Source organism: Aeromonas sp. 159, from assembly GCF_963862045.1.
Lineage (GTDB): Bacteria > Pseudomonadota > Gammaproteobacteria > Enterobacterales > Aeromonadaceae > Aeromonas > Aeromonas veronii.
This window is the reverse complement of the sequence record NZ_CAWLMI010000022.1, coordinates 1-22,194: the sequence shown is the minus strand read 5'-3', so window position 1 is coordinate 22,194 and position 22,194 is coordinate 1. Positions and strand designations below refer to the sequence as shown.

General features: G+C 42.1%; 19 protein-coding genes. All 19 read left to right on the top strand.

Annotated elements, in window-relative coordinates:
• Positions 1-240 precede the first annotated feature (240 nt).
• The 19 genes from AACR14_RS04605 to AACR14_RS04515 all read left to right on the top strand — a co-directional run bounded on the left by AACR14_RS04605 (position 241) and on the right by AACR14_RS04515 (position 22,148).
• Positions 241-1,275, top strand: coding sequence for a Gfo/Idh/MocA family protein (locus AACR14_RS04605; RefSeq protein WP_019445303.1), 1,035 nt, complete (start codon positions 241-243; stop codon positions 1,273-1,275).
• 15 nt (positions 1,276-1,290) lie between these two features.
• Entirely contained in the window at positions 1,291-2,565 is a 1,275-nt protein-coding gene (tviB, locus tag AACR14_RS04600) for a Vi polysaccharide biosynthesis UDP-N-acetylglucosamine C-6 dehydrogenase TviB (RefSeq protein WP_019445302.1), read from the top strand.
• Between the two features lie 91 nt (positions 2,566-2,656).
• Positions 2,657-3,232 carry an acyltransferase gene (locus AACR14_RS04595; RefSeq protein ID WP_019445301.1) on the top strand — a complete coding sequence of 192 codons (576 nt, stop codon included), beginning with the start codon at positions 2,657-2,659 and terminating at the stop codon, positions 3,230-3,232.
• A gap of 25 nt (positions 3,233-3,257) precedes the next feature.
• Positions 3,258-4,337 (top strand): DegT/DnrJ/EryC1/StrS family aminotransferase, encoded by a 1,080-nt coding sequence (locus tag AACR14_RS04590; RefSeq protein ID WP_019445300.1) that lies wholly within the window; start codon positions 3,258-3,260, stop codon positions 4,335-4,337.
• A 102-nt stretch (positions 4,338-4,439) separates the two neighbouring features.
• Complete coding sequence (locus AACR14_RS04585; protein ID WP_026034927.1) at positions 4,440-5,519, top strand: glycosyltransferase; 1,080 nt, start codon at positions 4,440-4,442, stop codon at positions 5,517-5,519.
• Positions 5,509-6,924 (top strand): lipopolysaccharide biosynthesis protein, encoded by a 1,416-nt coding sequence (locus AACR14_RS04580; RefSeq protein WP_083851937.1) that lies wholly within the window; start codon positions 5,509-5,511, stop codon positions 6,922-6,924. The genes AACR14_RS04585 and AACR14_RS04580 overlap by 11 nt, the downstream gene beginning before the upstream one ends.
• Before the next feature lie 123 nt (positions 6,925-7,047).
• Positions 7,048-8,481 carry an O-antigen polymerase gene (locus tag AACR14_RS04575; RefSeq protein WP_075115692.1) on the top strand — a complete coding sequence of 478 codons (1,434 nt, stop codon included), beginning with the start codon at positions 7,048-7,050 and terminating at the stop codon, positions 8,479-8,481.
• Positions 8,482-8,487: 6 nt separating this feature from the next.
• On the top strand, positions 8,488-9,630 hold the full coding sequence (locus AACR14_RS04570) for a glycosyltransferase (protein ID WP_075115693.1): 1,143 nt from the start codon (positions 8,488-8,490) through the stop codon (positions 9,628-9,630).
• Between the two features lie 33 nt (positions 9,631-9,663).
• Positions 9,664-11,487, top strand: coding sequence for a glucosamine 6-phosphate synthetase (locus AACR14_RS04565; RefSeq protein ID WP_026034926.1), 1,824 nt, complete (start codon positions 9,664-9,666; stop codon positions 11,485-11,487).
• 13 nt (positions 11,488-11,500) lie between these two features.
• Positions 11,501-12,718 carry a glycosyltransferase family 4 protein gene (locus AACR14_RS04560; RefSeq protein ID WP_075115694.1) on the top strand — a complete coding sequence of 406 codons (1,218 nt, stop codon included), beginning with the start codon at positions 11,501-11,503 and terminating at the stop codon, positions 12,716-12,718.
• Positions 12,719-12,753: 35 nt separating this feature from the next.
• On the top strand, positions 12,754-13,365 hold the full coding sequence (locus AACR14_RS04555) for a sugar transferase (protein WP_019445296.1): 612 nt from the start codon (positions 12,754-12,756) through the stop codon (positions 13,363-13,365).
• Positions 13,358-14,002: an acetyltransferase gene (locus tag AACR14_RS04550; RefSeq protein WP_019445295.1), complete on the top strand. Its 645-nt coding sequence runs from the start codon at positions 13,358-13,360 to the stop codon at positions 14,000-14,002. The genes AACR14_RS04555 and AACR14_RS04550 overlap by 8 nt, the downstream gene beginning before the upstream one ends.
• Positions 14,003-14,007: 5 nt before the next feature.
• Positions 14,008-15,183 (top strand): DegT/DnrJ/EryC1/StrS family aminotransferase, encoded by a 1,176-nt coding sequence (locus AACR14_RS04545; protein ID WP_019445294.1) that lies wholly within the window; start codon positions 14,008-14,010, stop codon positions 15,181-15,183.
• A 61-nt stretch (positions 15,184-15,244) separates the two neighbouring features.
• On the top strand, positions 15,245-17,206 hold the full coding sequence (locus tag AACR14_RS04540) for a polysaccharide biosynthesis protein (RefSeq protein WP_019445293.1): 1,962 nt from the start codon (positions 15,245-15,247) through the stop codon (positions 17,204-17,206).
• A gap of 199 nt (positions 17,207-17,405) precedes the next feature.
• Positions 17,406-18,494: a dTDP-glucose 4,6-dehydratase gene (gene rfbB / locus AACR14_RS04535; RefSeq protein ID WP_019445292.1), complete on the top strand. Its 1,089-nt coding sequence runs from the start codon at positions 17,406-17,408 to the stop codon at positions 18,492-18,494.
• A complete protein-coding gene (gene rfbD / locus AACR14_RS04530) occupies positions 18,494-19,381 on the top strand; it encodes a dTDP-4-dehydrorhamnose reductase (RefSeq protein WP_019445291.1) in 888 nt (295 codons plus the stop codon). Before rfbB ends, rfbD begins: the two co-directional genes overlap by 1 nt.
• A gap of 114 nt (positions 19,382-19,495) precedes the next feature.
• On the top strand, positions 19,496-20,383 hold the full coding sequence (rfbA, locus tag AACR14_RS04525) for a glucose-1-phosphate thymidylyltransferase RfbA (RefSeq protein ID WP_019445290.1): 888 nt from the start codon (positions 19,496-19,498) through the stop codon (positions 20,381-20,383).
• A gap of 95 nt (positions 20,384-20,478) precedes the next feature.
• Positions 20,479-21,018 (top strand): dTDP-4-dehydrorhamnose 3,5-epimerase, encoded by a 540-nt coding sequence (gene rfbC / locus AACR14_RS04520; RefSeq protein WP_041201829.1) that lies wholly within the window; start codon positions 20,479-20,481, stop codon positions 21,016-21,018.
• Positions 21,019-21,089: 71 nt separating this feature from the next.
• Positions 21,090-22,148, top strand: coding sequence for an LPS O-antigen chain length determinant protein WzzB (locus tag AACR14_RS04515; RefSeq protein WP_019445288.1), 1,059 nt, complete (start codon positions 21,090-21,092; stop codon positions 22,146-22,148).
• Positions 22,149-22,194: the final 46 nt, after the last annotated feature.

Genomic DNA, 22,194 nt, shown 5'->3' with positions numbered 1-22,194 from the left:
CATCATCATCATCATCATCATCCAGCGATAATGCCTGTAGAGGTGAGTCGCTAAATAGGATTTTCATTAGAGCTACAAGCGACATAAATTCACATTTTCATATAATCATATAAATAAACACGTTTAATCATAAGTATTTTGTTGGGTTTGATAAAACAATTCTTTTCTTAAAGAAAGTGGTATATTTTATTTGCTTAATCATTTCTTTTGTCTTTATTATTAATAGGCGTGGAAACTAACATGGATAAAAAAATAAGAGTAGCAGTAGTTGGTTGTGGTCGTATATCAAAGAATCATTTTGGTTCGATAGAACAGCTTTACAATGAATATGAACTGGTAGCAATTTGTGATAATGACCCAGAGGTGTTAGAGGCGCATCGCAAGCAATATGGGGTTCCAGCCTATCAGTCACTTGATGAAATGTTGCTCAATGAGCAGCTAGATCTGGTGACACTTTGTACTCCTAGTGGTATTCATGCCAACCAAACTATAAAGGCAGCCAAAGCGGGTGTGCATGTCATCACAGAAAAACCTATGGCAACCAAGTGGGAAGATGGTTTGGCAATGGTTAAAGCGTGTGACGAAGCGGGTGTTCATTTGTTTGTTGTTAAGCAAAATCGTCGCAACTCAACCCTACAACTGCTTAAGCGAGCTGCAACAGAAAAACGCTTTGGCAAAATTCATATGGTACACATAAATGTATTCTGGACTAGGCCACAAGAGTATTATGATCGTGCGGCATGGTCTGGCACTTGGGATATGGATGGTGGCGCTTTTATGAATCAGGCAACTCATTATGTAGATTTATTGCATTGGTTGATTGGGCCGGTTGAAAAAGTGCACTCAATGTTATCCACCCATCGGGATATCGAGGTAGAAGATACCGGTGTCGTTAACTTGAAGTGGCGTAACGGCGCGCTTGGTTCCATGGCTGTGACCATGTGCACCTATCCAAAGAATTTGGAAGGCTCTATCACCATTCTTGGAGAAAAAGGCACGGTACGTATTGGTGGCGTGGCCGTTAATGATATTCAAGAATGGAGTTTTGCTGAATCCAAAGACTACGATGCAGAAATTTCAGCAGCTAATTATCAAACCACATCAGTATATGGGTTTGGTCACCCGCCTTATTTTCAGAATGTAGCAGACGTATTGCGTGGCAAAGCGGAACCAGAAACCGATGGACGTGAAGGGTTAAAATCACTTGAGTTGCTTATCTCTATTTATCGTTCAGCAAGAGATAATAAAGAAATTGGTTTGCCTTTAAACGTATAATAGTAGGATTTTGAGATGAATCTGGAAAACTTGAAGATCGGTATAATAGGTTTGGGTTATGTTGGTTTGCCGCTGGCAGTTGAGTTTGGCAAAAAATTTGAGACATTGGGATTTGACATAAAAACAGATCGAGTCAATGAACTACGTAGTGGTCAAGATTCAACATTGGAGTGTTCAGCTGAAGAGTTGCTAGAGGCCACTCACCTTAGCTACACAGATTGTCTCGATGATATCAAACATTGTAACTTTTATATTATTACTGTACCGACTCCTATCACAGAGGAAAATACACCAGACCTGACTCCATTGGAGAAAGCATCGGAAGCACTTGGAAAGATTATTAAACAAGGTGATATCGTAGTTTTTGAGTCAACTGTATATCCTGGTGCAACCGAAGAAGTATGTTTACCGATTATTGAAAAAATATCTGGTCTGAAGTTTAATAATGATTTTTATGCAGGTTATAGCCCAGAGCGCATAAATCCGGGGGATAAGGTTAATCGTTTGACTACTATCGTCAAGATTACCTCAGGTTCAACACCAGCAGTAGCAAATTTCGTTGATGAAGTATATCGTCAGATTGTAACTGTAGGTACCCATAAGGCCTCCTCCATCCGTGTAGCAGAAGCAGCAAAGGTTATTGAAAATACACAACGTGACCTTAATATCGCTGTTATCAATGAGTTTGCCAAAATTTTTAATCGGTTGGATATTGATACTGAAGAAGTGTTAAAAGCTGCGGGAACAAAATGGAACTTCTTGCCTTTTAAACCGGGGTTGGTTGGCGGCCATTGTATCAGTGTTGATCCTTATTATTTGACCCACAAAGCCCAAGAGGTGGGATATCGTCCGGAGGTTATTTTAGCCGGTCGTCGCATCAATGATGGTATGGGTGAATATGTTGCAACGCAACTTGTGAAAAAAATGGCTCGTAATAAAATCAATATTGATGAAGCAAAAGTTTTGGTTATGGGATTCACCTTTAAAGGGGACTGCCCAGATGTGCGTAATACCAAAATAATTGATATCATCAAAGAGCTCAAAGAGTTTAATATGTCAGTTGATGTTTATGACAGTTGGGCGGTAAAGCATGAAGTCCAAGAGGAATATGGAATTATTCTGATTGATGAGCTTGAACCTGCTAAATATGATGCCATTATTCTTGCTGTCGACCATAGTGAGACCAAAGAGATGGGAGCGGCAGCGATTCGAGCATTGGGTAAACCAGCCCATGTGTTATATGACGTTAAATATGTACTGCCATTGGGCGAATCTGATATCCGCCTATAAGTCACATTGCTTTCAATAATATAATATGGCTCGTGTAGATATAATATACTAGCGCGGGTCTATATAATATTCTTCTACATGGGTAGCAATAATGAATTACTTTAAACACGATACCGCTATTGTTGATGAAGGCGCGCGAATCGGTGAGGGCAGTAGGGTGTGGCACTTTGCTCACATTTGCGGTGGCGCCCAGATTGGTGCTTGTGTATCACTCGGCCAGAATGTTTTTGTCGGTAATAAAGTGACCATTGGTGACCGTTGCAAGATCCAAAATAATGTATCGGTTTATGACAATGTATATTTAGCTGAAGGGGTATTTTGTGGCCCCAGCATGGTGTTTACCAATGTGTATAACCCGCGTTCACTAATTGAGCGCAGAGATCAGTATCTTGATACCCAAGTGGGTAAGGGGGCAACGCTAGGTGCAAACTGCACAATAGTGTGTGGTGTGACCATTGGGGAATATGCTTTTGTTGGGGCCGGGGCGGTGATCAATAAAGATGTACCTGCTTATGCGTTGATGGTAGGAGTCCCTGCCAAGCAAATTGGCTGGATGAGTGAGTTTGGTGAGCAGTTGGATTTGCCTATAGAGGGACAAGCACAAATTACTTGTCCTCATACTGGAATCATATACCAGCTTGATGGTAAAAAGTTAAAAAAATGTTAACTCTTATCGGGTTTTAGGAATTGATATGCAATTTATCGACTTGATGGCGCAACAGGCACGGATTAAAGATAAAATCGATGCTGCGATCCAAACCGTATTACAACATGGTTCCTATATTTTGGGACCTGAGGTTGCAGAGCTAGAGCAAAAACTGGCTGAGTTTACTGGGACAAAGCACTGTATCACGGTAGCCAATGGCACGGATGCACTGCAAATCGCGCAGATGGCGTTTGGTATTGGCCCTGGTGATGAAGTGATTACCCCTGGCTTTACTTATATCGCCACCGCAGAAACAGTTGCTTTGTTGGGTGCAAAGCCGGTCTATGTTGATGTATGTCCCAAAACCTATAACCTTGATCCGACCAAGCTTGAAGCTGCTATTACGCCTAATACCAAGGCTATTATACCGGTCAGCCTCTATGGCCAGTGTGCTGATTATGATGCTATTAATACCATTGCAGCTAAATACAATATTCCAGTGATTGAAGATGCAGCACAAAGCTTTGGTGCTAGCTATAAAGGGAAGAGGTCGTGCAATTTGACGACTGTAGCCTGTACAAGTTTTTTCCCTAGTAAGCCGCTAGGATGCTATGGGGATGGAGGTGCTATTTTCACCAATGATGACGAGCTCGCATTGGTTATGCGTCAGATCGCACGTCATGGCCAAGATCGTCGTTATCATCACATTCGTGTAGGCGTTAATAGTAGACTGGATACCTTGCAAGCGGCAATTTTATTGCCAAAGCTGGCTATCTTTTCCGAAGAGTTGAAATTGCGGGATAAAATTGCAGCCCGCTATCAGCGATTGTTAAATAATGTAGGCATCAAGACAACGCCGTTTATTGAGCCACATAATACATCTTCTTGGGCTCAATATAGCATTCGAGTTAAAAACCGTGAGCTGGTTCAGCAGCGATTGCAGCAAGCTGGCATTCCGACTGCGATACATTATCCAATCCCGCTAAATAAACAACCTGCAGTTGAAGATGTCAATGTCAATTTGGTAGTGGGTGATCTAATTGCAGAAGAGATCATCAGTTTACCAATGCATCCATATCTAAAAGACAGTGATATGGATAAAGTTATCGCAGCAATAGCGTTATAAATATCTCTTAAATATTATTAATGATGCAACTATTTTAGCCAATCCAATATTTTGGATTGGCTAAAATCTATGAAAAGATACTTTTTAGAGAAATAAGATGAAATGAAAGTTTTAATAGTCGGGCCTTTATCATCTCCTATTGTTAGAAGAGTTAGAGATGGTCTAATGAGTAAAGGAGTCGATGTCTATGTCGCATCTCACAATGTTGATGATGATGAAAGAATAATAAATCTTGGCGAGCTAAAAAGTTTTTTTAACTATTTTTATTTTTATAAAATAAAAAAAATAATTGATAAAATAAAACCCGATGTGATACATGCTCACATTGCTAATCATTATGGTTTAATGTGTTTATTTAGCCGTGTTCCTGTTGTGTTGGCGTTATGGGGATCTGAGATTATGATCGACCCATATAAAGGTGGATACATCCGGAAAATGATATTTAGGATGATTAACTTCCTCGTGCTTAGGAGAGCTAATATATGCCATACATCAAGTCAGCATATTCTTGATAAGGCAAATAAGCAGTATCCAAGGACAAAAGAAAAGGGGAAAGTTTTTTATTGGGGATTACCTTTAAATTCTTTATCAAATATTGAATACCACGCGGTTAAAAATAATCTTCTCGTAGAGTTTAAGATTGATGAAGAAAAACTGATCGTTTTCCCACGTGGGCTTGGATGGGTGTATAATCCATCTTTCATGGCAGAGATTATAAATAAACTTACAGAATATAAATCTCTGCCTTATAAAATTGTGGTTTTTTGTGGCTTTGCAGATATAGAGGAAATATCAAAATTCAAATCTATGTTGCTAAACCCTGAAAAAGTATTAATAATAGAAAGGTTATTAAACGATGCGGAGTTATATGTTCTATATTCGAAAGCTAAGTTTCATGTTTCGGTACCTATTTCAGATGCTTTAGGTGGTGGGGTTATTGAACCAGCTATATTAGGAAGTATCCCTATATTAAGTGATTTACCATCATATAATGAGTTTGCCTATGAACATGGGGCATACATTATCAAAGATTGTACTGATAATAGTATAGCCAAGCTATATGATTTTTTACATGATGGCAACGAACGTATAAATTTCAGCTATGTGGACTATACAGATGATGCAGTGTTAGAAAAAATCATTAATTGCTATAGAATGGCGTTGAAAAAGAATGAAACTTAAGTATTTGATGGCTTATTCTTTTGGTGCTGCTGGTAGTGCTGTATTTGGATTTTTAACATTGTTTTTTATGGCTTGGTATATACCTAAGCAAGAAATAGGACTATTCTCATTTTTCCAAACTTTAGTAAATTTACTGGTAATTGTCGTCCCAATGGGGCTAGATCAAGCTTATGTTCGAGAGTATCATGAAAAATACAATAAAAGGAGTTTGTTCTACATTACATTATTTCCAGTCCTTATTGTTTTTTGTATGCTTAGTGTTGGCGGATCATTTTATGCCAATGAAATATCTAGGTATGCATTTTCACGTAATGATCCTAATCTGATTCTCTGGCTTTATATTGCGTCATTTAGCTCAATAATGATCAGATATTTTGCTCTCGTCGTGAGGATGGAAGAAAACGTTATAGCTTATTCACTTAGCCAATTATTACCAAAAATTGTTCTTTTATTATTTGTCATAGCTCTACCATTTTTCAAATTTAGTTATGTTGATGGTTTGACACTGTCCATATTGTATACGGTTTCTTTACTGTTTACGTTGACATACTTTGTCGCAGTCAAGTTTGAATTAATAAAATATGCCGTGAGAGCTGAGATTGGGTCAAGTAAAGAGTTCAGTACGCTTTTTAAGTATTCATTCCCTTTAATGCTTAGTGGGTTGGCATTTTGGGGGCTAACTGCAATGGATCGACTTTTTATTAGTAAACTTAGTTCTTTTGAAGAGCTTGCGTCATATTCCGTTGCTATTACATTTGTATCTGGAGTATTACTCTTACAAACAGTATTCTCAACAGTATGGATACCTTTGGTTTTTAAGGCCGCGGCCAAAAAACGAGAACAAAAAATAATTCAACGTGGTATAGATATCTTCACAGTATTGCTTGTGATTATATGGGGAGTGGTAAGTATACTTTCTTATCTGATACCAAAATTTTTACCATCGGCATATAAAGATATTGATCTTATAGTGATTTCATCACTTAGTTATCCAATACTTCTTATCATGACAGATGTAACATCATTAGGAATAAATTTATCTAAAAGAACATTTTTTTCATTTTTGTCAACTATTGTAGCTGTTTTATTCAATGTTATACTAAATTTCTGCTTGGTCAAAAAATATGGGGCATTAGGAGCTGCCGTCGCAACATCATTATCTTTCTATGTATATTTTGCTACCAAAACATATTTTGCATTTCGATATCATTACAAATTTAGTTTTATTAAAGGCGGGGGAGTAATTACAATTTGTGTGGCATTGTCTTTATCGCCATTAGTATATGATTTATCACCATTGATAATTCTGGTATCTCTATTCTCTATTATTGCGTATAAATACGAGTTAACAAAATATTGGAGCCTATACACCAGGTTCAAACGGTTAAAGAAAATTCGTGCATAGTATCTCAATAATATTGATTTAAATATATTGGTTGATAACGTTACTACATTATGAGTATTGCAATTGATTTTGAGTGCCATATTTAGTATTGATGAAGTATTCATAGTTAATTAAGGGGGCGGGATGGCTATATTAAGGTTCAGAAGAAGGGGGGGCTATTTTATTTTAGGTTTGTTTCTTATCATCCCTATCTGTGTCATCTCTGAGATCTATGCAGCAACTGAGTATATATCTTTGCTTGCTATGTGCCTTCTTATTTTGATCGTTTTTGCTATATTATTCACTCGTGATGATGGTGTAGTAACTCCATTAACATTATTCTCATTAATGTATTCTGGTTATGCTATTGGCGCAATTTATTATGCGCAAAGTGATGGGTACTTTGGTAAGTTCATTGAGTTCTCTGGCTTGGGGCGACATGTAGTTGAACAATATATGATTCAGTCGCTTCTTCTAGCGATCGCATGCTATTTCACATTTTGGTTTGGGTACGCATTAAATATAAAAAGAGACATTTATTATCTACAGCCCAAGAGTGATGAACTTATAAAATTCATATCAAAAAATAAAAATCTATTGATATTTCCCTTGATTTTATTTGTGTTTTTATACTGGGTTTGGGTGTGCTTTACAATTTCCGGTGGCGTAATAAATGCTTTGATAGAATTTCAGTTGTTTCCTCATCTGGCAAAAGACAATAATATAACAATAGCTCCATATTTGATTTATTATGCCGCGATTAATATATGGTTTATATGTATGCTTTGTTCACCAAATCAGTCAATTAGTAAGTCGTTTGTTTTCTGGGCTTTAGTAGGGTTTATTATATCCATTTCCACTGCGAGAATAACAATTTCAATATCATATATACTATCGTTATTAGTTTTTGCTTATCTAGTAAAGCGTGAGTATCGAAGTCGTCTTTTAGTTATTGGCTCAACTTTATTGTTGAGCTCATTTGTAATTTATGTGTTAAGAGAATTTAGTAATTACTATTTTCTGTATGGGGATATTAGTAAAGTTGATTTTAATTTTTTGACTGGGCTTATTGGTGGTGGAAATATAACTGATCTGCAGCAGTTAGTTATAATATTGAATGCATTTAGCCTGAATAATAGTTTGCTAGGTAGTAGTTATTTAGATTGGATCAATAATTTTGTTGGTGTATATTTTGGAATGGAACCTAATTCTTTGGGATTGTTAATTCATGAAATGTACATGCCTGATTCTTCTGGAGCGCCTACACCTGGTGCTGTAGGTGAATTATATGCGAATTTTAATATACTTTCACCATTGGTTATATTCTTTATTGGTTTCCTAATGGCTGCGATAAGAAATTTTGTTTTATCAAAAAGCAATATTCTATTATCATTTTGCTATGCTGTATTTTTAGTTTGTTTTGTTTTTATGTATCCTAAAGTGGATTCGACAATGTTTGTGAATTTTATTTGGGGTGTTGTGCCAACATTATTAATTGTTTATTTGTGTTATCCATTATATTTCATTACAGTTAGAATTAATTGCATTAATGCTATTAACCTTAAAAAAGGCGTTTGACAAAATATGGGCAAAAAGATACTCCACTTATCACATACCGATATTAGGACTGATAGCAGAATACTAAAGGAGCTCAAGGCGCTTACGATAGCTGGGTATTCTGTTTTTGCGATTGGTGTTGAGTTAAATGAAAATGTGATCAGAGATAAAAATGTAGCGGGTATAGATATAAAAACAATAAAAATCTGGTCAAAACAACTTACTTTCTTGCCGAAAGCTATATGTCATTTTATGACAGTTATTGAAATTGTATTTAAATTTTTTATCGCTTCAATTCGATTTAGGCCAAATATCATACATTGTCATGATACAGTCGTTTTACCTCTTGGTGTTTTGTGTAAATTATTCACTAGAGCTAAACTCATATATGATGCTCATGAGTTAGAGTCAGATAGAAATGGTCTTTCAAAGACTCTCGGTAAGCTAACTCTTATGGTTGAAAAAAGTCTTTGGTTATTCATTGATGCATTAATTGTAGTGAGTCCCTCAATTGAAAAATGGTACCGTGAAAATGTAGGTGCAAAAAAGTCCATTATCGTAATGAATTCTCCTGAGTATCCCCTATCGGAGAGTAAAGGTGAAAATGCTGATCATGAGTACTTACGTAGGCATTTTGGTATAACAGAGGAATCCAAAATATTTATATATATTGGATTGCTTGCTCCTGGACGTGGAATAGAAATGTTAGTAAATGTATTTTCCTCTGTTGATAATGCCAGTCTTGTTTTTATAGGATATGGTCCTTTATCTGCTGAGCTTAAGACCTATAGTCAAAAAGGAATGAGCATTTATGTCCATGATGCAGTTGCTCATTATGAGGTTGTGCCAATAGTAAAATCTGCAGATTTTGGTTTTTGTCTCATTGAAAATGTATCTTTAAGTGATTACTATTCATTGCCAAATAAATTATTTGAATATGCTTTTTCCGGTATCCATGTGATTGGATCTAACTTTCCTGATATTAAATATGTTATCGAACATTATGGGTTAGGCCAAATATGTAATCTACGTGAGGAGGAGTTAAAAATGTGTGTTGAAGCCGTGATACGTGAGCAACCACCAAAAGTAGATAGACATTCCTTAGTTGAATTAAGTTGGGATAATCAAGCCAGTAAATTAATTTCTCTTTATAAGTATTTTCTAGGTTAGTAATGTTTTGGGGTTTACATTAGGAGGTTTAAAGTGTGTGGTATCTTTGGTATTCTTTCTGAAAAAGCAGTAAATAAAAAAGATTTAACGTTTTTGGCTAATCATGCTAGACAGCGTGGACGTGATTCAAGTGGCCTTTTTGTGCAGAAGTATGAGCAATGTAATATATATAGGGCTGATTATGATATTCTAAAATTAATCTCTAACGTTACTTTTGAACACGCTAAAGTTGCATTTGGTCATAGCCGTCTTATTACTAATGGGCTTTCCGACAACCAACCTGTTGTTAGGGAAAATGTTGCTGTTATTCATAATGGTATTGTTGTTAATGATGAACAAGTTTGGTCGCACATTGATGCAAAGCGAGAGCTAGAGATTGATACTGAGGTTATAGCGGCTATTGCTGAGAAGTATGTTTCTGAGAAGGGGACACTTGTAGGTTTATCGCACGCAGTTCTCTCCTTGTGTAAAGGTGTCGTTGCTACGGCTATCATGCTACCTCAACAAGGAAAAGCGATTTTATTCTCCAATAATGGTAGCTTATACGTAGGTTGGAAAAATAATGATCTTTATTTTTCGTCTGAAGAGTACCCATTAAAGAAGTTAGAGTGTATTAATATAGAGCAAGTTCTCAACCGAGAGATTGTAGTTGATCTTCCTCGCTCTGAGGTGATTGTAGTTCATGATTATAAGAATAGAGACATTAATCTTATTCCTAAATTTAAGATAAATGAATATGAAAGGAAACAATTGCTATACCCATCTCATCAGTTACAGCGTTGTACAAAGTGTATACTACCTGAAACAATGCCGTATATAAAATTTGATGAGAAAGGAGTGTGTAACTATTGTAATAACTATAAGCCAAGAAACAATCCTAAGCCTAAGGAAGAACTATTTGATTTAGTTGAGCCGTACAGACGTGCGGGTAAATTGGATTGTATAGTCCCTTTTTCTGGTGGCAGAGATAGTTGTTATGGACTTCATCTTATCGTCAAAGAGTTGAAGATGAAGCCTGTAACTTATACTTATGATTGGGGGATGGTAACAGATCTTGGTCGCAGAAATATTAGTAGGATGTGTGCTGAGCTAGGTGTTGAAAACATCATCGTTGCTGATAATATTACTCAAAAGAGACATAATATCGCTAGAAATTTGAAGGCGTGGCTTAATTCGCCACATTTAGGGATGATCAGTATTTTAACCGCTGGAGATAAGCATTTTTTCCGCCATGTTGAATCAGTTAAAAAACAGACAGGTATCAATCTTAATCTTTGGGGAGTAAACCCGCTAGAGATTACCCATTTCAAGTCTGGATTTTTAGGGGTTCCTCCAGATTTTGCTGAAGAGCGTGTTTACAGCCATGGTTGGCAAAAACAGCTGGCATATCAAAAATTACGTTTCAAAGCTATGTTAAAAAGTCCTGGCTATTTTAATAGCTCATTATGGGATACGTTATCTGGTGAGTATTATAGAAGTTTTACAGAAAAAAAGGATTACTATCATATTTTTGATTACTGGCGTTGGGATGAGAAATTAATCGATGATACGCTCATTAATCAGTACGACTGGGAAACGGCTATTGATACTAACACTACTTGGCGTATTGGGGACGGAACCGCTGCATTTTATAACTATATATATTATATGGTAGCGGGCTTTACTGAACATGATACTTTCCGTAGTAATCAAGTTCGTGAAGGACAAATTACTAGAGAAGAAGCGTTGAAATTAGTCGAGGATGAAAATCAACCTAGATATGAAAATATAAAATGGTACTTGGATGTCTTAGGTATGGACTTCACTGAAGTAATTTCTATCATTAATAAAATCCCCAAAACTTATAATCAAAATTGATTTAAATAATTTTATGAAAAAAAATGTTTGGTATATTTCAAAATACTTTGCCACTAAAACTAAAATCGCGCCTGGAGGGCGCGGTTGGTTTTTATTGCAGGGGCTAAAAAGTTTAGGGCATAACGTTGTTGTTGTCACATCTGATTCAAATGCACTAATTGAACCAATTAATTTGAAGCATAAGGTAACAATCAGTGATCATGATGGGTTGACTGTTGTATGGTTGAAAACAATAAAATATACTGTCGCTAAATCTTTTAAGCGCGTACTAAGTTGGTTTGATTTTGAATGGAACATATTTCGTCTTGATAAATCAGAACTCCCAAGGCCTGATGTAATTGTCGTTTCAAGCCTGTCTTTGCTGACTATATTGAACGGTTTTATTCTAAGAAAAAAGTATGGCTGTAAACTGATATTTGAAATAAGAGATATATGGCCTCTTACAATTATTGAAGAGGGGGGGGTTAGTAAGTTTAATCCTTTCGTTTTACTTCTATCTTTTATAGAAAAGCTCGGTTATAAATATAGTGATGCTATTATAGGTACAATGCCAAACCTTAGCTCTCATGTCGTGAATGTTTGTGAAACACCCGCACCAGTTTATTGTATTCCGATGGGTATTTCATCAGAGATGATTGAAAGTGTTGAACCTATAGATGCTGAATATATCAAAAGGTATCTTTCAAGCAATAAATTTAAAGTTGTCTATGCTGGTACTATTGGTATAACCAATGCGTTAGACGTATTGTTTGAAACTGCCAGTCGCTTTAAAGATAACATGGACATTGAATTCCTAATCGTAGGTGACGGGCCCCTTAAATACAGGTACATGGCAGAATATGGTCATTTATCTAATGTGATATTTGCACCTAAGGTGACTAAAAATCAGGTTCAAACACTTCTTGCTTATTGTGATGTTGTTTATTTTTCGGTGTTTCCTTCCAAGGTTTGGGAATATGGGCAATCATTGAATAAAGTAATCGATTACATGTTGTCTGGTAAACCGATAGTCGCATCCTATGATGGTTATCCGTCAATGATCAATGAGGCTGGTTGTGGGGATTATGTTCCTGCTGGTGATGTCGATGCATTACAAGCAAAAATAATTGAATTTTTTACTTTGCCTGATGATATTAGAAATAATATTGGTCGTAAAGGTAGAACTTGGTTGTTAGAACATCGTAGTTATGAAAAGTTATCACGGCAACTTTCTGATATCTTATTTAAATAACTTCTTGGCATTTTTATTGACAATATGGTGGTAAAGTGAAGCGTTTCTTCGATCTGATAGCCTCCTTTTTTGCCTTGTTACTTCTTTCCCCAATTATAATCTTGGTTGCGTGGAAAATTCGCAAGGATCTCGGTGCTCCTGTCATTTTTCGGCAAGTACGACCGGGGTTGCATGGTAGGCCATTTCAGATGATTAAGTTTCGCACGATGAAAGATGCAGTAGATGCGCAAGGTAACCTGCTACCCGATTCGGAGCGAATGACTCCGTTTGGCAATAAGCTGCGCAATTCGAGCATTGATGAACTGCCTGAACTTTGGAATGTGTTGAAAGGTGAGATGAGCTTGGTTGGGCCGCGTCCGTTGCTGATGCAATATTTACCACTCTATAGCAAAGAGCAAGCTCGACGCCATGAGATGCGCCCTGGTATAACTGGTTGGGCGCAAGTCAACGGACGCAATACGATTAGCTGGGAAGAAAAATTTAAATTGGATATATGGTATATCGAAAACTATTCCTTCAGTCTGGACATTAAAATTATATTGTTAACACTTAAAAAAGTCTTCGCCAAAGAAGGAATTTCTGCTAAAGGACATGTCACCATTGAGCCCTTTACTGGCTCTAAGCAGAAAGGTTGTGACAATGAATAATTTACCTGATTTAAAGTGCGCCATTCTAGGTGCCAGTGGCCATGGAAAAGTGATAGCTGAAATTGCCGAACTCAATGGCTTTCCCGAGATCCATTTTTATGATGATCGCTGGCCAAAGTTATTGCAGGTTGAAAATTGGCCTGTTTTGGGAAACAGCGATACGCTGTTCAAAAAAATTTCGAACTACGCCAATATTGTGGTTGCCATCGGTAATAACGCGACGCGGCTAGAGAAATATCATCGGCTGTTTTCACTAGGGGCATATTGTTTGCCTTTGGTGCATCCCACTGCTGCCGTGAGCCACTATGCTTGTTTAGGACTAGGCACAGTGGTGATGGCTGGAGCTGTGATTAACCCATTTAGCCATATTGGTCGGGCGTGTATCATTAATACTGCTGCCACAGTGGATCACGATTGTTTAATTGCTGATGGGGTCCACATTAGCCCCGGCGCACATCTGGCGGGTGGTGTTGAGGTGGCGGAAGCCAGTTGGTTAGGTATTGGCTGCCAAATTAAGCAACAAGTTAAAATAGGTTCAAACGTTATTGTTGCTGCAGGAGCAACAGTGATTCACGATGTGTTAGCAAATCAGAAGGTCGCGGGTGTCCCTGCTAAATCCATTTGCCGTAAGGAATAATAATTGTGTTAAATACCCCTTTTTCCCCTTGGCCAAGCTTCACTAAAGAAGAGGCCGATGCAGTGAGTCGTATTCTACTGTCGAATAAAGTTAACTACTGGACGGGCAGTGAGTGTCGTGAATTTGAAAAGGAGTTTGCTAGGTGGGTCGGTTGTGAATATGCTATTGCGCTGAGTAATGGCACCCTAGCGCTAGACGTTGCGTTAAAGGCATTAGGAATAGGTATGGGGGATGATGTAATTGTTACACCTCGTACTTTTTTGGCCTCAGCTTCTTCAGTTGTTACTGCCGATGCTAACCCCATATTTGCAGATGTAGATATTAATAGCCAGAACATTACAGCTGAATCGATTCTTGCCGTATTAACTCCTAATACCAAAGCTGTGATCGTGGTACATTTGGCCGGTATGCCTGCTGATATGGACCCCATTATGGCACTGGCGGCCGAGAAAGGCTTTTTTGTGATTGAAGATTGTGCGCAAGCTCATGGTGCCAAGTATAAAGGCCGCAGTGTTGGTACAATAGGGCATGTGGGAGCGTGGAGTTTTTGTCAAGATAAGATCATGACTACCGGTGGTGAAGGCGGTATGGTGACGACCAACGATCACGCATTATGGTCGATTATGTGGTCTTATAAGGATCACGGTAAGAGTTTTGATGCGATTTACAACCGCCAACATGCACCGGGTTTTCGTTGGTTACACGAAAGCTTTGGTACTAATTGGCGAATGATGGAAATGCAAGCGGTAATTGGGCGTATACAGTTAAACCGCATGCCAGAATGGTCAGCGGCACGTATCGCTAATGCTAACAGGTTGGATGCTGTAGCTGCCGATTATCCCGTTTTACGTCTAGTTAAGGTGCCAAATGATGTAGTACATGCAGAATATAAGCACTATTTTTTTGTGCAACCTGAGCTGTTGGCTGAGGGCTGGAGTCGTGATCGGATTATTGATGAAATGTTAGTGCGTGGGGTGCCCTGCTATCAGGGTAGCTGTTCAGAAGTATACTTGGAAAAGGCCTTTGATGATACGCCATGGCGACCACAACAACGTTTGCCTAATGCCAAGTTATTGGGTGAAACCAGTTTGATGATGCTGGTGCATCCCACCTTGAGCGATGATGAAATACAGCGTAGTTGCCAAGCATTGGCTGAAGTGTTGGCATTAGCAAGTCGTTGATATTTCTTATTGGCGATGTTATCCACAGACAGCATCGCCATTTACATAGCACGGTGAATTTATGTTGACGACTTTTATTGGTATACCACGGCTATATAAGCGAATTATTAGTGTATTTGTTGACTTAGTGTTGTTAACGTTGGCTTTTTGGGGTGGCTATTGGGTGCGGTTGGATACCGATATTCCATTGCAGAGTGTGATGCACTGGCAAATGCTGGCGTTGTTACTACCGATCACCATCATAATTTTTATGCGGTTAGGGCTGTATCGCGCTGTATTACGTTATGTAGGTTTCAAGGTGCTGTGGACGGTGTCACTAGGTGTTCTCCTATCTACCATGTCTTTAGTCATGCTGGCGTTTTTTATGGAAGTTCCACTTCCCAGAACGGTTTCGGTTATCTATTTTTCGTTTTCAGTGTTGCTAATAGGTGGTGTGCGACTGTTTTTCCGAGCGTTGGTGCAGCGCAGTGATCCGCTACGCGTGGCTGTGCTGATTTATGGTGCTGGTTCTTCCGGACGGCAGTTGCAACTGGCCTTAAATCAAGGGCAGGAGTACCTGCCAGTGGCGTTTGTCGACGATGATTCCGCATTGGTTAAAACCGTGATCCAGGGGGTTAATGTTTACAGCTCTGACGCTATCGAGGCGTTGATCGAGCGCTTTGATATTAAAAAAATCTTGCTGGCTATGCCGAGTGCTTCGCGTAGTGTCAGGCAAGCGGTGATCAATCGACTTGAGCAGTGCCCATGTGAGGTTCTTTCTATCCCTGGTATGGCAGATCTGGTTGAGGGGAATGCTCATATCGATGAACTTAAAGAGGTCAGTATTGAGGATTTGTTGGGGCGTGATCCGGTTGCCCCAATCCCTGAACTGATAAATGCCAATATATCTGGCAAACGGGTTATGGTGACGGGAGCGGGCGGCTCCATCGGTTCTGAATTGTGTCGCCAGATAATCCGTTGCAACCCTGCGCAACTAGTGTTGTTTGAACTTTCTGAATATGGTCTATATGCCATTGATAAAGAGTTGCAAGAAATAAGCCGGCAAGAAGGGTTGCAGGTTGAGATAGTGCCACTGCTGGGGTCGGTGCAGCGGCAACATCGTTTGCAAGCGGTGATGAGTACCTTCCAGATCCAGACGGTGTACCATGCTGCGGCTTACAAGCATGTCCCTTTGGTTGAATACAACGTGGTTGAGGGGGTGCGCAATAATGTTTTTGGCACTCTTTACTGTGCTCAGGCGGCTATCAGGGCCAAGGTTGAAACCTTTGTTTTGATTTCGACTGATAAGGCAGTGCGTCCCACTAATACCATGGGTACCACCAAGCGATTGGCAGAACTGGTGCTGCAATCGTTGGCAGCTGCGCAGCAGAAAACCCGCTTTTGTATGGTGCGTTTTGGTAATGTTCTGGGCTCTTCAGGTTCTGTTGTGCCACTGTTTCGTAAGCAGATCCGCGATGGTGGCCCTTTGACTTTGACCCACCCCGACATCATTCGTTATTTCATGACCATTCCCGAGGCATCGCAATTGGTGATCCAGGCGGGAGCCATGGGGCAGGGTGGGGATGTGTTTGTGTTGGACATGGGAGAGCCAGTGAAGATCATTGATTTGGCGCACCGGATGATTCGTTTGAGTGGCCTGAAGCTCAAGAGCGACAAATACCCCACAGGTGATATCGAGGTTAAAATCACCGGCTTGCGTCCCGGTGAGAAGCTATTTGAAGAGTTATTAATTGGTGAGCAGGTTGAGGGCACTGCCCATCCCCGGATAATGAAAGCCTCAGAATCGATGTTACCATGGCCACAACTCCGGGTGTTTTTGGCCGAGCTCGATAGCGCGTGTTTCCGCTTTGATCATGAGCAGATCCGTAGCCTGCTGTTAAGTATGCCTACCGGTTTTAATCCTACCGACGGGATCTGCGATCTGGTGTGGCAGGCAAAAAATACTTTGTCGCATGAACCTAGCCTAGGTGTGGTCGAGGACATTGATTTTCTTAATTCAGAGAGTCATCAGCCGATGCATTAAACGGCTTGCCTTACGGCACGCACCATTTTGCGTGAATGATGGGGTTGATAAATGGACAGAGGGACAACATGTTGAGGATCAATAGCTTGTTTGGGCCGACGCTATCCTCCGTCCCCATCAGGGACAATGCGCTTTCAGTGTGTGGCTTTCAACCATGTATTGTAAGTCACCTTTATATTGCAGAAATTCTCGCTTAAATATGTTAAAAATCCTCGTGACCGGTGGTGCCGGCTTTATCGGCTCTGCCGTGGTGCGCCATATTATCCGTGATACCCAAGATTCCGTTATCAATCTCGATAAACTCACCTATGCCGGCAATCTGGAATCCCTGGCCGATGTATCGTCAAGCGAGCGTTATGTGTTTGAGCAAGTGGATATCTGCAACCGTGCCGAGCTAGATCGGGTGTTTGCCCTGCACCAGCCGGATGCCGTGATGCATCTGGCTGCTGAGAGCCATGTTGACCGCTCCATCACAGGCCCGGCTGACTTTATCGAGACCAATATCGTCGGCACCTATATGTTGCTGGAAGCGGCTCGCGCTTACTGGAACGGTCTGGATGATGTGCGCAGGGCGGCCTTCCGCTTCCACCATATCTCCACTGATGAGGTATATGGTGATCTGCCCCATCCGGATGAAGTGGCTGTCGGTGAACCATTGCCGCTCTTCACTGAAACCACCCCCTATGCCCCCAGCAGCCCCTATTCTGCCTCCAAGGCCTCCAGCGACCATCTGGTGCGCGCCTGGCGCCGCACCTACGGTCTGCCGACCATCGTCACCAACTGCTCCAACAACTACGGCCCGTACCACTTCCCCGAGAAGCTGATCCCGCTGGTCATTCTTAACGCGCTGGATGGCAAGCCGTTACCTGTTTATGGCAAGGGCGACCAGATCCGTGACTGGCTCTATGTGGAAGATCACGCGCGCGCGCTCTACAAGGTGGTGACCACTGGCTTGGTCGGAGAGACCTATAACATTGGCGGTCACAACGAGAAGCAGAATCTGGAGGTGGTACACACCATCTGCGATTTGCTGGACGAGATGGTGCCGAAAGCGGGCTCTTACCGCGATCAAATCACCTATGTGGCGGATCGCCCTGGCCACGATCGCCGCTATGCCATCGATGCGACCAAGATGAGCGCAGAGCTGGATTGGCAACCGCAAGAGACCTTTGAATCTGGTATTCGCAAAACCGTGCAGTGGTATCTGGATAACCAGCGGTGGGTGAGTAACGTCAAGAGCGGTGCCTACCAATCCTGGATTGAGCAGAATTACGGGGAGCGTGCCTGATGCATATTCTGCTGTTTGGTAAAAACGGCCAGGTAGGCTGGGAGCTGCAACGCGCACTGGCGCCGCTCGGGCGCATCACTGCCGTTGATTTTGACTCCACTGACTATTGCGGTGATTTCAGCAACCCGGCAGGGGTGGCCGGAACGGTACGTCTGGTCAAGCCGGACGTGATTGTCAACGCAGCAGCCCACACCGCAGTCGACAAGGCAGAAAGCGAGCTGGAGTTTGCCGAGCTGCTCAACGCGACCAGCGTGGCTGCTATTGCCAAAGAAGCGGAAGCATTGGGTGCCTGGTTGGTGCATTACTCCACCGACTATGTGTTTGATGGCAGCGGTGAGCGTCCCTGGGTGGAAACCGATACAACCGCCCCGCTCAACGTCTATGGCGAAACCAAGCTGGCGGGTGAGCAAGGGGCTGCACTTTGTTCCCGTCACCTGATCTTCCGCACCAGCTGGGTTTACGCCGCCCGTGGCGCCAACTTTGCCAAGACCATGCTGCGCTTTGGCAAAGAGCGTAACGAGATGTCAGTGATCAATGACCAGTTTGGCGCTCCGACCGGCGCCGAGTTGCTGGCCGATTGCACCGCCCATGCTCTTCGCGTGGCGCAGCGCAAACCCGAGGTCGCCGGGCTGTACCATCTGATTGCCTCCGGTACCACCACCTGGTTTGACTACGCCCAGCTGGTGTTTGCCAAAGCCAGAGAGGCCGGGGTTGAACTGGCGGTGACGCAGCTCAATGCGGTGCCGACCAGTGCCTTCCCAACCCCGGCCAAACGCCCCCATAACTCCCGCCTTGATACCGGTAAATTCCAGCGCACCTTCGATCTGGTGCTGCCGGAGTGGACCGTCGGTGTGGAGCGGATGTTGACCGAGATCCTCGGCAAGTAAATCCCTGGTCAGGGATGTGTTGAGTGCATACTTGGCTGGCAAGAGATAAAACGTAAAAGGTGTGGCTGCAAGCCACCTTTTTCTTTTGCAATTTAAAAATAAGAAACAAGCATCATGACCAAACGTAAAGGCATCATTCTGGCCGGTGGCTCAGGCACCCGTCTCTATCCGGTCACCATGGCGGTGAGCAAGCAGCTGCTGCCCATTTATGACAAGCCGATGATCTACTACCCGCTCAGCACCCTGATGCTGGCCGGTATTCGCGATATTTTGATCATCAGCACACCGCAAGATACTCCTCGCTTTGAGCAATTGCTTGGGGATGGCAGCCAGTGGGGGCTGAACCTGCAATACAAGGTCCAGCCAAGCCCGGACGGGTTGGCACAAGCCTTTATTCTGGGTGAAGAGTTCATCGGGTCAGACCCCTGTGCGCTGGTGCTGGGGGACAACATCTTCTACGGTCACGACTTGCAGAGGCAACTGGAGGCCGCAGCGGCCAAAGAGAGTGGCGCTACCGTCTTTGCCTACCATGTGCATGACCCCGAGCGTTATGGGGTGGTGGAATTTGATAAAGAGGGTACCGCTATCTCTCTGGAGGAGAAGCCACTGGAGCCAAAGAGCAACTATGCGGTCACCGGCCTCTATTTCTATGACAACAGTGTGGTGGAGATCGCCAAGAGCCTGAAGCCGTCCCTGCGTGGGGAGCTGGAAATAACAGATCTCAGCAATCACTACCTTGCAACAGGGCAATTGACGGTCGCCATAATGGGGCGCGGCTATGCTTGGCTTGACACCGGCACTCACGAAGCCCTGATTGAAGCGAGTAACTTTATTCAAACTATCGAAAAGCGTCAGGGATTAAAGGTCGCGTGTCCAGAGGAGATCGCCTTACGCAAGGGATTTATCGATGCCGACCAGTTGAGAGCGCTTGCCAATCCGCTGGCAAAAAATGGATATGGTCAATATCTGCTTCGGTTGCTTGCTACGCGGCCTGATGTGTAAGTCGGGTTGGATTTTCGAGCTGAAGGGGATGTTCGATCTAGGAAGTCAAACAGTAAGCAAGTGGTCATCTGGTTCTTTTTCGCATGGGTTTATCAATGCAATATCGTGCAACATCGCTGGCGGGGGTTATGATCCTTACGCCCAGAACTTTTTCTGATCATCGTGGCCAATTTCGTGAGTGTTTTCGTCAAGATGAGTTTGAGCAACATTGTGGCCATTATCCGCTGGTGCAAGATAATCTGAGCCGTTCGGTCGGGGGTACGTTGCGCGGTTTGCATTACCAACGCAATCGACCACAGGGTAAACTGGTGCAGGTTATCAGCGGGACTATTTTTGATGTGGCGGTTGACATCGGGCCAGCGTCTCCCACGTACGGACAATGGTTGGGTTGTCAATTAAATGCTGAACGTGGCGAGCTTATCTGGATCCCCCCCGGTTTTGCGCACGGTTTCTATGTACTAAGTGACAACGCTGATGTTTTTTACAGATGCAGTGATTATTATCACCCAGATGATGAGGCTGTTATTCGATGGGATAGCCCCAACTTAGCGATAAAATGGCCGTTGTCTGAGCAAAAGCCGTTATTATTGTCTGATAAAGATCGTCTTGCCCCCTGCTTTGCTGGTTACTCTTAGCATCATTCGTCAAAATAGTACTGCGTTGCAGTTGTGAGAGCTTTTACACCTTGATAATCAAGAGAGAACAAATGAACAAAAAAACACCTGTTATTCCTAATCAGTGGGTGCAAGAGTCTCGGTCAGACGAGATCGATTTACGTGAGCTGATGCTGGTGTTGTGGCGCCAAAAGCTGCTTATTATGCTGGTTACTCTGATGTTTTCTGTAGGCGGTATCGCTTATGCGCTGTTGGCTCCACAGCAGTGGTCAGCTTCGGCAGTGGTTGCAGAGCCAAAGCCGGAAGAGATGACACCGATGCTGAAAGTATCAAAGCTGGCAGCGGTATTGGGTCTTGGCGGTTTTCCCAGCGGAAAAGATCTTTACCAGGAATTTATTCTGGAGTTCAACAGTTACGAGAATCGTCGTAACTATCTCAAAGCCAGCCCTTTTTTTGCCGAGGTTGTAAAAAGCCATGGGCTGGATGACAAGGCACAGGTACGTTCGTTGCGCGACTGGAGTAAATCTGTCACGGCTCAGCCTGTAGACAAGAAGGGGGAGATGCCGGGTGTTGAGCTCAAGTTTGCAGCCCCCACCTCCGAGATGTCGCTGGCAATGTTGGAAGGGTATATCGACTATATTGTCAGGCTTCAACAAAAACAGTTGACACACCGACTTGCTGAGCAACGTGATGTGCAGTTGGATGGTATGAAAACTGAGTACCTGATGATGCAGGAGGATACTAAACGTGCCCTGCAACAGGAAATATTAGAATTGGTGATGGCTAACAAAATAGCCAGAGCTGCTGGTGTCAGTGCGCCATTGGAAAACTATAACGTTCAGGATCGTCTCCTCATTTCTCTGGGTTCGAAAGGTTTGGAAGAAAAACTGTCATTACTGAAATCGATCGACCTTGAGGTTTATCAACCAAAATTACAATCTCAGCAGGTAAAGATAGCTCGTTTAAAAGGCATCTCTTTGGACGGTATTGCATTTCGTCCTTTCTCTTATCTGGACGCGCCAGATGAACCTCAGAGTCGCGATAAGCCAAGACGTCCGCTGATAGTTGTGTTGGCTACTCTGCTCGGTGGCATGCTTGGTGTGAGTATTGTGTTGATCAAGCATGCGTTTCGTCGACCTGACGAGGCATAATGCGTTCGGTAATGAAAGCGGAAGTGTAGTGGTCTAATCATCCCGG

Coding starts and splice junctions, on each gene's coding strand:
- AACR14_RS04605 (WP_019445303.1), top strand. CDS start 241: ATGGATAAAAAAATAAGAGTAGCAGTAGTTGGTTGTGGTCGTATATCA.
- tviB (WP_019445302.1), top strand. CDS start 1,291: ATGAATCTGGAAAACTTGAAGATCGGTATAATAGGTTTGGGTTATGTT.
- AACR14_RS04595 (WP_019445301.1), top strand. CDS start 2,657: ATGAATTACTTTAAACACGATACCGCTATTGTTGATGAAGGCGCGCGA.
- AACR14_RS04590 (WP_019445300.1), top strand. CDS start 3,258: ATGCAATTTATCGACTTGATGGCGCAACAGGCACGGATTAAAGATAAA.
- AACR14_RS04585 (WP_026034927.1), top strand. CDS start 4,440: ATGAAAGTTTTAATAGTCGGGCCTTTATCATCTCCTATTGTTAGAAGA.
- AACR14_RS04580 (WP_083851937.1), top strand. CDS start 5,509: ATGAAACTTAAGTATTTGATGGCTTATTCTTTTGGTGCTGCTGGTAGT.
- AACR14_RS04575 (WP_075115692.1), top strand. CDS start 7,048: ATGGCTATATTAAGGTTCAGAAGAAGGGGGGGCTATTTTATTTTAGGT.
- AACR14_RS04570 (WP_075115693.1), top strand. CDS start 8,488: ATGGGCAAAAAGATACTCCACTTATCACATACCGATATTAGGACTGAT.
- AACR14_RS04560 (WP_075115694.1), top strand. CDS start 11,501: ATGAAAAAAAATGTTTGGTATATTTCAAAATACTTTGCCACTAAAACT.
- AACR14_RS04550 (WP_019445295.1), top strand. CDS start 13,358: ATGAATAATTTACCTGATTTAAAGTGCGCCATTCTAGGTGCCAGTGGC.
- AACR14_RS04540 (WP_019445293.1), top strand. CDS start 15,245: ATGTTGACGACTTTTATTGGTATACCACGGCTATATAAGCGAATTATT.
- rfbB (WP_019445292.1), top strand. CDS start 17,406: ATGTTAAAAATCCTCGTGACCGGTGGTGCCGGCTTTATCGGCTCTGCC.
- rfbD (WP_019445291.1), top strand. CDS start 18,494: ATGCATATTCTGCTGTTTGGTAAAAACGGCCAGGTAGGCTGGGAGCTG.
- rfbA (WP_019445290.1), top strand. CDS start 19,496: ATGACCAAACGTAAAGGCATCATTCTGGCCGGTGGCTCAGGCACCCGT.
- rfbC (WP_041201829.1), top strand. CDS start 20,479: ATGCAATATCGTGCAACATCGCTGGCGGGGGTTATGATCCTTACGCCC.
- AACR14_RS04515 (WP_019445288.1), top strand. CDS start 21,090: ATGAACAAAAAAACACCTGTTATTCCTAATCAGTGGGTGCAAGAGTCT.